The organism is Streptomyces sp. NPDC002888 (assembly GCF_042888465.1).
GTDB lineage: Bacteria > Actinomycetota > Actinomycetes > Streptomycetales > Streptomycetaceae > Streptomyces.
In genome coordinates, this window is sequence record NZ_JBIAPU010000003.1 from 207,194 (window position 1) to 219,570 (window position 12,377).

The window sequence follows — 12,377 nt, forward strand, 5'->3', positions numbered from 1 at the left end:
GGGTCTGGGGGCGCAGCTCCCAGGGCCCGGACCACAAGACGACGAGAGGCTGACCCCGACGTGCACGACGACGACCTGACCGCCCGCGCCAAGGCATGGCTCGCCGAGGACCCCGACGCCGAGACCCGCGCGGAACTCGCCGAGCTCATCGACGCCGGCGCCCACACCGAACTCGCCGCCCGCTTCAGCGGCACCCTCCAGTTCGGTACGGCGGGTCTGCGCGGCGAACTCGGCGCCGGCCCGATGCGCATGAACCGCTCGGTCGTGATCCGCGCCGCCGCCGGTCTCGCCGCGTACCTCAAGGGGCAGGGCCGCACCGACGGTCTCGTCGTCGTCGGCTACGACGCCCGCCACAAGTCCGCCGACTTCGCCCGCGACACCGCCGCCGTGATGACCGGCGCGGGCCTGCGCGCCGCCGTCCTCCCGCGGCCCCTGCCGACCCCGGTCCTCGCCTACGCCATAAGGCACCTGGGCGCGGTCGCGGGCGTCGAGGTCACCGCCAGCCACAACCCGCCCCGCGACAACGGCTACAAGGTCTACCTCGGCGACGGCTCCCAGATCGTCCCGCCCGCCGACGCGGAGATCGCCGCCGAGATCGACGCGATCGGCAGCCTGAACGACGTCCCCCGGCCCGACTCGGGCTGGGAGATCCTCGACGACTCCGTCCTCGACGCCTACCTGGCCCGCACGGACGCCGTACTGGCCGCCGGCTCCCCCCGTACCGCCCGCACCGTCTACACGGCGATGCACGGCGTCGGCAAGGACGTCCTCCTCGCCGCGTTCGCCCGCGCGGGCTTCCCGGAGCCGGTCCTCGTCGCCGAGCAGGCCGAGCCCGACCCGGACTTCCCGACCGTCTCCTTCCCCAACCCGGAAGAGCCCGGCGCGATGGACCTCGCCTTCGCGAAGGCCCGGGAGACGGACCCGGACCTGGTCATCGCCAACGACCCGGACGCCGACCGCTGTGCCGTGGCCGTCAAGGACGACCCGGAAGGGGACTGGCGCATGCTGCGCGGCGACGAGGTCGGCGCGCTCCTCGCCGCCCATCTGGTCGCCCGCGGCGCCCAGGGCACCTTCGCCGAGTCCATCGTCTCCTCCTCCCTCCTGGGCCGGATCGCCGAGAAGGCCGGGCTGCCGTACGAGGAGACCCTCACCGGCTTCAAGTGGATCGCCCGCGTCGAGGGGCTGCGCTACGGCTACGAGGAGGCCCTCGGCTACTGCGTCGACCCGGACGGCGTACGCGACAAGGACGGCATCACCGCCGCGCTCCTGATCACGGAGCTCGCCGCGGAGCTGAAGGAGCAGGGCCGCACCCTGCTCGACCTCCTCGACGACCTGGCCGTGGAGCACGGCCTGCACGCCACCGACCAGCTCTCGGTGCGCGTCCAGGACCTGTCGGTCATCGCCGACGCCATGACCCGGCTGCGCGAGCAGCCGCCCACCGAGCTCGCGGGCCTGCCGATCGTCTCGGCCGAGGACCTCACCCAGGGCACCGCCGAGCTGCCCCCGACCGACGGCCTGCGCTACACCCTCGACGGCGCCCGCGTCATCGTCCGCCCCAGCGGCACGGAGCCCAAGCTGAAGTGCTACCTGGAGGTCGTCGTCCCGGTCGACGCGCACGCCGCCCTCCCGTCGGCCCGCGCCACGGCGGCCGACCTGCTGGCGACCATCAAGCGGGACCTGTCGGCGGCGGCCGGCATCTGAGCGAACCGCCCGGCTCTCCAGGTATGACGACAAGGCCCAGGTCTGTGACCTGGGCCTTGAGCGTGGAGGGTACGGAGGGTGTCGCGAGTCTCCGTGCTCCCTGAGGCGTAGACCCGATACTCCGGTGCCATCCTCTGGGCGCATGCTCCGTCCGCTCGGCGGTGGAACCAGGTTCGGCCCACGGAGGGATCCGCGGTGATCCCCGTGACTGGGACTCTCGTAGCCGAACCGGCCGACCACCGGCCCGCCGAGTCCCAGGACCGCGCATGCAGACGCTCCCGCACGTCAAGGAACCCACAGCCGCCGACGCCGGGCGGTTCCGCGCCGCATGGCGGGCCGCCCACGAGCCGGCCGCCGGAGTGTCCCGGCGGATGCGATCAGTGGCGTACGCCGTCCCGCTGGCCGTCCTGCCGTCCAGCATCTGGCGGCTCCCCGCCGTGTTCGACGCCGGGGCCGGGCCCGGTGAGAAGGCGTACGTGATCCTGCTGTCGGTCGTCTCCGAGGCCCTCGCGTTCACCGCGGTCGGGCTGATCGCACGGTGGGGCGAGGTGTTCCCGCGCTGGACACCGTTCCTGCGGGGCCGCCGGGTCCCGACGACGGCAGCGGTCGTCCCGGCAGCCATCGGCGCCACGATCCTCACCCTCGGCACCCTCCTGACGCTCGTCACCCAGCTCATGGGCACCACGATCCGGGGCGACGACCTGCCCGCCGGCTCCCCCAGCGAGGTCGGAGGCTGGGAGACCGCCTGGTTCTGCGTCTGCTACGCGCCGCTGCTCCTGTGGGGGCCACTGCTGGCCGTACTGACCGTCGCGTACTCCAAGCGCCGCCGCGCGCCCCGGACCGTACTCGCGGCGGCCTGAGCCCCAGCTTGTGCGCATCGCTTCTGGGGCGAAGCAGATGGCTGAGACAGCCCGCCGAGACAGCCGACGGGCCAGGGACGCGTCCTCACCGCGCTCGCCCTCGCCCCGTTCATCCACAGCCGGCACGGTCTCCTGCCTCGCTCGATGCTCGACGCGCCCCCGAGCACGCACCCCATCGGGTGATTTCCCCGCGACAGCTGACGCGCGCTCCCCGCCCGGCCTTCCTCCCCGGGAAACGGTGGACCGGTACCGCCCGCCGAGTCCTGGAGCCCCCGCCGTGTCCTCGACCGCCCCCGAAACCGCCCGCAGCGGCCTCGTCCCGGGCACCCGGAGACGCCCCCGCACTCCCGCGCCCGGCCTCCCCCTCCCGACCGTCGGCCGCGCGGCCCCGGCCCTGCTCGCCTACACCGCCGTACGCGCCGCCGGTCTCCTCGTCCTCGCGGTCTGGGCGCACCGCAAGCACCACGGCGTCTGGCCGATCCTGGCGACGCGGTGGGACGCCGACTGGTACCTCGGCATCGCCGACCACGGGTACGCCGACGCGCTGGGCACGGCGTACAACGCCAACAACCTCGCGTTCTTCCCGCTCCACCCGGTCCTGGTGAAGGCGGTCGCGGGCGTCACCCCCGGCTCGCGTGCCACCGTCGGCCTGTGCCTCGCCGTCGTGGCCTCGCTGCTGGCGGCCTGGGGGATCTTCGCCGTCGGCGACCGCCTGCACGGGCGTCGCGTCGGCGTCCTGCTCACCGTTTTGTGGGCCGCGCTCCCGGTCGGCCTGGTGCAGTGGATGGGCTACACGGAGTCCCTCTTCACGGCCCTCGCCGCCTGGACCCTGTACGCCGTCCTCACCGACCGCTGGCCGTGGGCGGGCGCCCTGGCCGCGCTGGCCGGACTGACCCGCCCGACCGGCATCGCGCTGGCCGCCGCGGTCACCGTCACGGCCCTGCTGTCCCTGCGCGGCCGCCCCTCCACGCTGGCGGCCGCCCTCCTGGCGCCGCTCGGCTGGTGCGCGTACATCGGCTGGGTCGGCCTCAGGCTGAGCCGCTGGGACGGCTACTTCGCCGTACAGCGGCTGTGGCACAACGAGTGGGACGGCGGCCGGGAGACCCTGCGCAGGATGCGGGAGCTGCTGGCGTACGACTCGACGCCCGAGCTGTTCCTGGTGCTGGTGACGGTGACGCTGATCGCGTCGGTGGTCCTCTTCGGCCTCGCGGTGGCGGACCGGCAGCCGCTGGCGCTGCTGGTCTTCACGGGCGTCCTGCTGGCGATCGTGCTGGGCAGCGGCGGCGTCTACTTCCCCCGCGCCCGCTTCCTCCTCCCGGCCTTCCCCCTGCTCCTCCCCCTTGCCCTGCACCTCTCCCGCGCCTCCCGCCGCTACCGGGTGCTGGCCCTGACGGCGGCCGTGGCGGGCTCGGCGTACTGCGGCGCGTACATGGCACTGGTGTGGCCGAGCGCGCCATGAGCCGAGCGTGCCCTGATGGGGCCCAAGGGGTCCTTAAGGGGTCCTTGCACTATGCCCGCCCGGGTCGCGCGTTCATAGTGCAAGGACCCCTAAGGCAGGAGGACCAGCGCCGCCGCCCACGCCACCGCGACGACCGCCGCGAGCGGCCACAGCGGCCGCCCGCGCTGCCGCTCGTCGCTCTCGTCGGCCGGCCGGGCCGAGGGCTCGCGCCACATCGCGGCGACCTCGGCGGCCGTCCGCTCGTGCGGATGCAGCAGGCCGGCCCTCCGCTCCAGCCACGGCCAACGGGCCGAGGGCACCGTCCACGCGTCGAAGGACGCTCGGTGACTGTCGATCTTCAGCTCACTTCCCTTGGCCCGGACGACCCTGATGTGGTCCCAGGCGACGTGCTGGGTCCGACGCAGCCCGTTGACCCACAGACCGGTGCTGTCGGCGGTGACGCGCCAGGCGAGCAGGTTCGGCAGCATGAACACGGCTACAACGCCCGCGACGACACCGGGGACGTAGCGCCAAGGACCGGTCTCGCCCCAGATCAGGACGGCGCACCACAGCAGTCCCAGCGCGGCGAAGAGCCGGTCGGCCCACCCGGCGCGCCAGTGCCGCACGGCCACGGGGTGCGCGCCGCGCGGTCCCTCGGCGACGGCGGTCGCGGCCACCAGCCGCAGTTCCTCCTGCCGGGCCTCGCCCACAGCGGTCCGCTTCCGGTGGGCGATCCACTGCCGTACCAAACCGTCGGACAGGGGACGTACCGGCCCAGCCGACCGCTCCACCACGGGCGGCTCGTCCGGCTCCTCGGCGGCGCCGACCAGCACGACCTCGGCGCCGTCGTAGGGCAGCCCGTACAGGACGGCCTCACGCAGGGGGCCCGGCGTGTTGTCGTCGAGACGGTCGAGAAACTCGGCCAGTTCCTGCTCGTCGGCCTCGGGATCGTTCGGTTCGTCGGAGGCCTCGCCCCCGGGCTCCTCCTCGTCGACCTCCGTGGTCGCGACGGTGAACAGGGGCCGCAGCGCCGCCGTGTCGTCAGCCGCGTACACCTCGGCGTCGACGTCGGCGTTCTCCCGCACCAGCACCCGCAGCACGGGCGCGGGCGCCCGGCGCAGGGCTGTGTCGCGGCCGCGGCCCAGGGCGGCGGAAAGGACGACGGTGACGCCGAGACCGACGACGTACCAGCCGAGCACGGGAACCGACTGCCGGCCCTCGGCCGGGTCCCAGAGCCCAGCGGTGGCGACCAGCACGACACCGGCGACGACCAGGACGAACCCGAACAGGCCGAGTGCCTGCCCGCGCCGCACCGGGCCCCCCGCGACCGGCAGCTCGGCCGTCACGCCCCCGGTGGCGGCGAGCACCGCCGCCCGCTGCCGCTTCCGCTCGGCCAGCCGCAGCTCGGCGGTCCCCCACAGCAGCGCCGACGCCAGTACGAGCCCCAGAGCCGGCGCCCACGACAACGCATCCCCGTACACGAGAACCAGCCCGACGGACACCGGCGCCGAGACCCGGGCCGCCTCGGGCCGCGCCGCCGGCCAGACGAGCTGCAGCGCGCAGCCCGCGGCGCCCCAGGCGGGCAGGTCGGTGAAGTGGGCCAGGAGCCCGGCGGCCACAGCGGCGAGCAGCAGCAGCGCCGCCACGGCCGACATCCGCAGCCGCATCGGCACCCAGCGCGGCGGCAACGCCTCCGTCCAGTGACGCGCCTGTTCCGAGTCCCAGGGCAGACAGCCGTCGGGTATCGCGGAGGGCGGCAGCGGCAAGGGGCGGCCGGAAGCCGTGTTCATGTCTTCTCTCCGTATCCGGCCACGCCAGGCGCCCCGAAGGGCGCGGGGAACCGCGCGATCAACCACAGCGGACCCTCAGCCGCCGTACAACCCTCAGCGGCCGTACAGCTCGGCCTGCTACAACCCCCAGCGGCCGTACAGAAGAGTCACCCCGCCGCCAGCAGAATCGCCAACAATACCGCCCCCGCCACCGCGGGCCCCGCGATCTCCCACGCCCACCGCACGGTCACCTCGCCCTGCGCGGTCTCCTCCTTCTCCCGGGCCTCCCAGAGGTCCCGCAGGTCGTCCATGACCTTGTCGGTCTCGGCCCGCATGGGTCCGTCCGGCACGGTCTGGCCCCGGCCCCCGCCCGAGAAGCCGCCCAGGCCGGCGCCGAGGCCCCGGGCCGGACGGCCGCGGCCGTCCCCCTCCGCCGCCGCCCGGGCCTGCCGCCGGGCCGCCTTCTTGCGGCTACGCAGCGAGACGGGGACGGACCACAGCTGGTACTTGGTCCCGGACTTGGTGACGACCTCGTTGGAGTAGCCGGAGCGCAGCGAGGCGACCTGCCCCCACGGCAGCACGATCACGCGGAACGGGTTGCGGACGCGCAGCCGCTCCTCGTTGGCGAACACGGCGGGCCGCAGCGTGAAGGCGACGACCAGCGGGACCAGGAGGATCAGCGTGGCGAGGGCCAGCCACGGCGTACGGTCGCGCCCCGCGACGATCGCGTCGATGCCGAGCCAGCCCACGATGACGAGCAGCAGGACACCACCGGCGATGCCCGCGGGCGACCGGTAGATCCGGTCCTTGGATACGGGCACCGGAGGCTGCGGCGCGGGAGACTGGTCGTCGGGGGTCGTCATGGTCCCGATTCTGCACGACGAGGTGAACGGCGCTCATGCGTGGTGGCACAGCACGGAACGAGCACCCGGGGCTGTACAGCCGCTACGCGCGTAGATATGCTCGTCTGGTGACCATGCCCACCAATGCACCCACCGCAGCAAACGCTCTGGCGGACGTCACCGCGTCCGACAGCTCACTGCGCCGCTTCCTCCACGGGCTGCCCGGCGTCGACGCGGTCGGCCTGGAGGCGCGCGCCGCCTCCCTCGGCACCCGTTCCATCAAGACGACCGCGAAGGCGTACGCCATCGACCTCGCCATCTCGATGGTCGACCTCACGACGCTGGAAGGCGCGGACACCCCGGGCAAGGTCCGGGCGCTCGGCGCCAAGGCGGTCCACCCCGACCCGACCGACCGCACCACCCCGTCCACTGCCGCGGTCTGCGTCTACCCCGACATGGTGGCCGCCGCCAAGCAGGCAGTCGCGGGCTCGAGCGTGAAGGTCGCCTCGGTCGCCACCGCCTTCCCCGCGGGCCGCGCCGCCCTCGACGTGAAGCTGTCCGACGTGCGCGACGCCGTCGCCGCGGGCGCCGACGAGATCGACATGGTCATCGACCGCGGGGCGTTCCTCGCGGGCAGGTACATGAAGGTGTACGACGAGATCGTCGCCGTGCGGGAGACCTGCGGCGCGAACGCCCGTCTGAAGGTCATCTTCGAGACCGGCGAGCTCTCGACGTACGACAACATCCGCCGGGCCAGCTGGCTCGGCATGCTGGCCGGGGCCGACTTCATCAAGACCTCGACCGGCAAGGTGGCGGTGAACGCCACTCCCGCGAACACGCTCCTGATGCTGGAGGCCGTCCGCGACTTCCGCGCGCAGACCGGGGTACAGGTCGGTGTGAAGCCCGCCGGCGGCATCCGCACCAGCAAGGACGCGATCAAGTTCCTCGTCGTGGTCAACGAGACCGCCGGCGAGGACTGGCTGGACAACCACTGGTTCCGCTTCGGCGCCTCCTCGCTCCTGAACGACCTGCTGATGCAGCGCCAGAAGTTGGCCACCGGCCGCTACTCCGGCCCCGACTACGTGACGGTGGACTGATCACCATGGCATCCGTTTTCGAATACGCCCCGGCTCCCGAGTCGCGCGCGATCGCAGACATCGCGCCCTCGTACGGCCTGTTCATCGACGGCGAGTTCACGGAGGCGGCCGACGGCAGGGTCTTCAAGACCGTCTCGCCGTCCACCGAGGAGGTCCTCTCCGAGATCGCGCAGGCCGGTGCGGAGGACGTCGACCGTGCCGTGAAGGCGGCCCGCAAGGCCTTCGAGAAGTGGTCGGCGCTGCCCGGCACCGAGCGCGCCAAGTACCTGTTCCGCATCGCCCGGATCATCCAGGAGCGCAGCCGCGAGCTGGCCGTCCTGGAGACGCTGGACAACGGCAAGCCCATCAAGGAGACGCGCGACGCCGACCTCCCCCTGGTCGCCGCCCACTTCTTCTACTACGCGGGCTGGGCCGACAAGCTCGACCACGCCGGCTTTGGGCCCAGCCCGAAGCCGCTGGGCGTCGCGGGCCAGGTCATCCCCTGGAACTTCCCCCTGCTGATGCTGGCGTGGAAGATCGCCCCGGCGCTGGCCACGGGCAACACGGTCGTCCTGAAGCCGGCGGAGACCACTCCGCTGTCGGCGTTGTTCTTCGCGGACATCTGCCGCCAGGCGGGCCTGCCCAGGGGCGTCGTCAACATCCTCCCGGGTTACGGCGACACGGGCGCCGCGCTCGTCGCGCACCCGGACGTCAACAAGGTCGCCTTCACCGGCTCCACGGCCGTCGGCAAGGAGATCGCCCGCACGGTCGCGGGCAGCCGCAAGAAGCTCACCCTCGAACTGGGCGGCAAGGGCGCGAACATCGTCTTCGACGACGCCCCGATCGACCAGGCCGTCGAGGGCATCGTGAGCGGCATCTTCTTCAACCAGGGCCAGGTCTGCTGCGCGGGCTCCCGCCTGCTGGTCCAGGAGTCGATCCAGGACGAGCTGCTGGACTCCCTCAAGCGCAGGCTCTCCACCCTCCGCCTCGGCGACCCCCTCGACAAGAACACCGACATCGGCGCGATCAACTCCGAGGAACAGCTCACCCGCATCACCTCGCTCGTCGAGCAGGGCGAGGCGGAGGGCGCCGAGCGCTGGTCCCCGGCCTGCGAACTGCCCTCGGCCGGCTACTGGTTCGCCCCGACGCTCTTCACGAACGTCACCCAGGCGCACACCATCGCCCGCGACGAGATCTTCGGCCCGGTGCTGTCGGTCCTCACCTTCCGCACCCCGGACGAGGCCGTCGCCAAGGCCAACAACACCCCGTACGGCCTCTCCGCGGGCGTGTGGACGGAGAAGGGCTCCCGCATCCTGGCGGTGGCGAACAAGCTCCGCGCGGGTGTCGTCTGGTCCAACACGTTCAACAAGTTCGACCCGGCCTCGCCGTTCGGCGGGTACAAGGAGTCGGGCTTCGGCCGCGAGGGCGGCCGCCACGGCCTGGAGGCGTACCTCGATGTCTGACGCACGACTGTCGGTGTTCAAGACCTACAAGCTGTACGTCGGCGGGAAGTTCCCGCGTTCCGAGAGCGGCCGGGTGTACGAGGTGACCGACGCAAAGGGCAAGTGGCTGGCGAACGCGCCCCTCTCCTCCCGCAAGGACGCCCGGGACGCGGTGGTGGCCGCCCGCAAGGCGTTCGGCGCCTGGTCCGGCGCGACGGCGTACAACCGGGGCCAGATCCTCTACCGCGTGGCGGAGATGCTGGAGGGCCGCAAGGCGCAGTTCGTCCACGAAGTGGCCGACGCCGAGGGTCTGTCGAAGTCGAAGGCCGCCGAGCAGGTGGAGGCGACGATCGACCGCTGGGTCTGGTACGCGGGCTGGACCGACAAGATCGCCCAGGTGATCGGTGGCGGCAACCCGGTCGCGGGCCCGTTCTTCAACCTCTCCTCCCCGGAGCCGACGGGCGTCGTGGCCGTCGTGGCCCCTCAGGAGTCGTCGTTCCTGGGCCTGGTCTCGGTGCTCGCCCCGGTGATCGCCACCGGCAACACGGCGGTCGTGGTGGCCTCCGAGAAGTCCCCGCTCCCCGCCCTCTCCCTGGGCGAGGTGCTCGCCACCTCCGACGTGCCCGGCGGTGTCGTCAACGTCCTCTCCGGCCGTACGGCGGAGATCGCGACGCCGCTCGCCGCCCACCAGGACGTCAACGCGATCGACCTCGCGGGCGCCGATGAGGTGCTGGCGAAGGAGCTGGAGATCGCGGCCGCGGACAATCTGAAGCGCGTCCTGCGTCCACAGCCTGTGGATTACACGCGGACTCCCGGCACCGACCGCATGACCGCCTTCCTGGAGACGAAGACGGTCTGGCACCCGACGGGCTCCCTGGGCGCCTCGGGCTCGTCGTACTGACAGCCCCCGGAACGAGCAGGCCGCACCCTTCTCCGTCCGGAGGGGTGCGGCCTGCTTCTCCTGCGCGCGGCTCAGCCGCCCAGCGACCCCGTCCCCTGCCCCGGTACCGGAATCGCCCCGACCGACTCCGCCTGTGCCACCGGCCTCGTCAAGGCCCGTGAGTCCAGCGGCTGGAAGTCGGCGGCCTGAGTGCCGACGCCGTTGTCGAGGGGGTCGACGCCGGTGCCGGCGAGCGGATTCGGCTTGAGGTCCGCGACCGTGCCCGTGACATGGCCGGCCGTTTCGGTCAGGGTCTGCAGGCCGGCCTGCGGGTCGACCTTTTCGAGCGCGGCGGCAGGCGAAGGGCGCAGGCCCAGGTCGGGTGCCTCGGCGGCGGCCGCGGTCGTCGCGCTCGCACCCAACGCCACTCCCGCCGTCGCGAGGGCGGCCAGGGCACGTCGGGCTTTCGGGGTCCGGGGAGAGGCGTGTCGGGCCATCGCGATGCCCACTTTCTACTGCGTAAGGTAACCAGGTCGGCACTCAGGGTAGTTGACGTGTGACGCGGGCTTCAAAGCGGACCCGCGGTGTCGTCGGGGTGCCTTCCATGCCTCACACTGGTGTCCCGTGAGTTCCCATCCGCCCATATCGGCGCGCGTCGTGCTGCTCTGCGGCCCCTCCGGCTCCGGCAAGTCCCTTCTCGCGGCCCGCTCCGGCCTCCCGGTGCTGCGGCTCGACGACTTCTACAAGGAGGGCGACGACCCCACGCTCCCGCTGGTACTGGGCAGCTCCGACATCGACTGGGACCACCCCGGCTCCTGGGACACGGACACGGCCGTCGCCGCGATCGTGGAGCTGTGCCGCAGCGGTCGTACGAACGTCCCCGTGTACGACATCTCGCTGAGCGCCCGCACCGGTGCGGAGGCCGTCGAGATCGGGCGGACCCCGCTGTTCATCGCGGAGGGCATCTTCGCCGCCGAGATCGTGAACCGCTGCCGTGAACTGGGCGTCCTCGCCGACGCGCTGTGCCTGAGCCGCGGCCCGGTGACGACGTTCCGGCGGCGCTTCCTGCGGGACCTGAAGGAGGGCCGCAAGTCGGTGCCGTTCCTGCTGCGTCGCGGCTGGCGCCTGATGCGCGCCGAGCGTTCCATCGTGGCCCGCCAGACGGCACTGGGCGCGTACGCCTGCGACCGGGACGAGGCGATGGGCCGGCTGGCGGCCGCGGCGGCGGGGCGCTCCTCGCAGACGCGGACGCCGGCCTGACCCGCAAGGGCGCACACAAAAGCGGGACTGGACGGACCCCCCGGCCCTCCAGTCCCGCTCCCTTTTCCCCGTGTCCCCCGTGCGCCCCCCGTGTGTCCCCCCCCCTTGTTACTGCTCCCCCGTGCCCCCCGGCCCTCAGGCGACGAGCTCGCCGAAGGCGTCCTCCTCGTCACGGCCGAAGCTGAGGACCTCGTCCTCGCGCAGCCGGCGGAGCGACCGCCAGATGCTGGACTTCACCGTGCCGACACTGATGTCGAGGATCTCCGAGATCTCCGGGTCCGTGCGGCCCTCGTAGTAGCGCAGGACCAGCATGGTGCGCTGGAGTTCGGGCAGCCGGGCCAGCGCCTGCCACAGGACCGCGCGCAGTTCGGTGCCGCGCATCGCGTCCGTGTCGCCGGGCGTCTCCGGCAGCTCCTCGGTCGGGTACTCGTTCAGCTTGCGGCGGCGCCACGCGCTGATGTGCAGGTTGGTCATGGTGCGGCGGAGGTATCCGCCGACGGCCGCCTTGTCACTGATCCGGTCCCACGCCTTGTACGTCGAGAACAGTGCGCTCTGCAGCAGGTCCTCGGCCTCGAAGCGGTCGCCGGTCAGGTGGTAGGCGGTTGCGTACAGGGAGGCGCGGCGCTCCTGGACGTAGGCGGTGAACTCCGCCTCCGACAGCGAACGACGCTCCCCCGTGTCCTCCCTGTACGCGGCTCCCCCGACAGTGCCCGTAGCGGCTGCCGCCGCGGGCTTGTTGCTCTCCCCCGTGAGCGCGTCAACCACCGTCATGTACGTGGTGTGCTGACGCCCGGTGCCGCGAGCGCACCCCCGCCCGCTCACGGCACCGGACTTCTCGGAACCCCGGCCCCCGTTCACGTCGTGGAGTCGCGTGACCACTGCCCTGGTGCTGATGCCGTGCAGCGTGTTCATCTCGCGCCCCCCGTCGTGGACTTCCGGTGTTCGGTCCTGCTTTCTTGCCTGTGCCGAGAAGCTTGCCGAGCCCACTTCATGGCCGTGTCCGCCGACTGTCACAGAGCTGTCACAGGGGTCGCCGTCCCGCGAGGCTGACAGGATCCGGACAGTCCGGTCACAGAGAGAGGCAGTACGGGCACGTAGCCGTACAGGTG

At 72.5% G+C, this 12,377-nt stretch carries 11 protein-coding genes; 7 read left to right on the forward strand and 4 right to left on the reverse strand.

The window, feature by feature from the left end:
• Positions 1-60 precede the first annotated feature (60 nt).
• The 3 genes from ACFYWX_RS06490 to ACFYWX_RS06500 all read left to right on the forward strand — a co-directional run bounded on the left by ACFYWX_RS06490 (position 61) and on the right by ACFYWX_RS06500 (position 4,020).
• Positions 61-1,701, forward strand: a complete 1,641-nt coding sequence (locus ACFYWX_RS06490; RefSeq protein WP_389422842.1) for a phospho-sugar mutase — start codon at positions 61-63, stop codon at positions 1,699-1,701.
• A gap of 266 nt (positions 1,702-1,967) precedes the next feature.
• On the forward strand, positions 1,968-2,561 hold the full coding sequence (locus tag ACFYWX_RS06495; protein WP_389422843.1) for a hypothetical protein: 594 nt from the start codon (positions 1,968-1,970) through the stop codon (positions 2,559-2,561).
• 277 nt (positions 2,562-2,838) lie between these two features.
• On the forward strand, positions 2,839-4,020 hold the full coding sequence (locus ACFYWX_RS06500; RefSeq protein WP_389422844.1) for a glycosyltransferase family 39 protein: 1,182 nt from the start codon (positions 2,839-2,841) through the stop codon (positions 4,018-4,020).
• An 89-nt stretch (positions 4,021-4,109) separates the two neighbouring features.
• On the opposite strand, the gene ACFYWX_RS06505 is transcribed toward ACFYWX_RS06500, so the two are convergent.
• The gene (locus ACFYWX_RS06505; RefSeq protein WP_389422845.1) at positions 4,110-5,789 is read right to left on the reverse strand and encodes a hypothetical protein; all 1,680 of its coding nucleotides are present in this window, start codon (positions 5,787-5,789) and stop codon (positions 4,110-4,112) included.
• Between the two features lie 146 nt (positions 5,790-5,935).
• On the reverse strand, positions 5,936-6,631 hold the full coding sequence (locus ACFYWX_RS06510) for a PH domain-containing protein (protein WP_389422846.1): 696 nt from the start codon (positions 6,629-6,631) through the stop codon (positions 5,936-5,938).
• Between the two features lie 113 nt (positions 6,632-6,744).
• Between ACFYWX_RS06510 and deoC the strand changes: the two genes are divergently transcribed.
• Genes deoC through ACFYWX_RS06525 form a run of 3 tightly spaced genes read left to right on the forward strand, consistent with a single transcriptional unit; the run spans position 6,745 to position 10,029 of the window.
• Positions 6,745-7,707 (forward strand): deoxyribose-phosphate aldolase, encoded by a 963-nt coding sequence (gene deoC, locus ACFYWX_RS06515; RefSeq protein ID WP_389423063.1) that lies wholly within the window; start codon positions 6,745-6,747, stop codon positions 7,705-7,707.
• A 5-nt stretch (positions 7,708-7,712) separates the two neighbouring features.
• Positions 7,713-9,149, forward strand: a complete 1,437-nt coding sequence (locus ACFYWX_RS06520) for an aldehyde dehydrogenase family protein (protein ID WP_389422847.1) — start codon at positions 7,713-7,715, stop codon at positions 9,147-9,149.
• A complete protein-coding gene (locus ACFYWX_RS06525; protein ID WP_389422848.1) occupies positions 9,142-10,029 on the forward strand; it encodes an aldehyde dehydrogenase family protein in 888 nt (295 codons plus the stop codon). Before ACFYWX_RS06520 ends, ACFYWX_RS06525 begins: the two co-directional genes overlap by 8 nt.
• A 71-nt stretch (positions 10,030-10,100) precedes the next feature.
• Here ACFYWX_RS06525 and ACFYWX_RS06530 read toward each other — a convergent pair whose 3' ends face one another.
• Positions 10,101-10,505, reverse strand: coding sequence for a hypothetical protein (locus tag ACFYWX_RS06530; RefSeq protein ID WP_389422849.1), 405 nt, complete (start codon positions 10,503-10,505; stop codon positions 10,101-10,103).
• Positions 10,506-10,632: 127 nt separating this feature from the next.
• On the opposite strand from ACFYWX_RS06530, the gene ACFYWX_RS06535 reads away from it, so the two are divergent.
• Complete coding sequence (locus ACFYWX_RS06535) at positions 10,633-11,268, forward strand: uridine kinase (protein ID WP_389422850.1); 636 nt, start codon at positions 10,633-10,635, stop codon at positions 11,266-11,268.
• 135 nt (positions 11,269-11,403) lie between these two features.
• Here the strand turns inward: ACFYWX_RS06535 and ACFYWX_RS06540 are convergent, their stop codons facing one another.
• Positions 11,404-12,180 (reverse strand): SigE family RNA polymerase sigma factor, encoded by a 777-nt coding sequence (locus tag ACFYWX_RS06540; RefSeq protein ID WP_389422851.1) that lies wholly within the window; start codon positions 12,178-12,180, stop codon positions 11,404-11,406.
• Positions 12,181-12,377: the final 197 nt, after the last annotated feature.

Excerpts from the sequence above, each read along its gene's own strand:
- ACFYWX_RS06495 (WP_389422843.1), top strand. The coding sequence starts at position 1,968 with ATGCAGACGCTCCCGCACGTCAAGGAACCCACAGCCGCCGACGCCGGG.
- ACFYWX_RS06505 (WP_389422845.1), bottom strand. The coding sequence starts at position 5,789 with ATGAACACGGCTTCCGGCCGCCCCTTGCCGCTGCCGCCCTCCGCGATA.
- ACFYWX_RS06510 (WP_389422846.1), bottom strand. The coding sequence starts at position 6,631 with ATGACGACCCCCGACGACCAGTCTCCCGCGCCGCAGCCTCCGGTGCCC.
- deoC (WP_389423063.1), top strand. The coding sequence starts at position 6,745 with ATGCCCACCAATGCACCCACCGCAGCAAACGCTCTGGCGGACGTCACC.
- ACFYWX_RS06520 (WP_389422847.1), top strand. The coding sequence starts at position 7,713 with ATGGCATCCGTTTTCGAATACGCCCCGGCTCCCGAGTCGCGCGCGATC.
- ACFYWX_RS06525 (WP_389422848.1), top strand. The coding sequence starts at position 9,142 with ATGTCTGACGCACGACTGTCGGTGTTCAAGACCTACAAGCTGTACGTC.
- ACFYWX_RS06530 (WP_389422849.1), bottom strand. The coding sequence starts at position 10,505 with ATGGCCCGACACGCCTCTCCCCGGACCCCGAAAGCCCGACGTGCCCTG.
- ACFYWX_RS06540 (WP_389422851.1), bottom strand. The coding sequence starts at position 12,180 with ATGAACACGCTGCACGGCATCAGCACCAGGGCAGTGGTCACGCGACTC.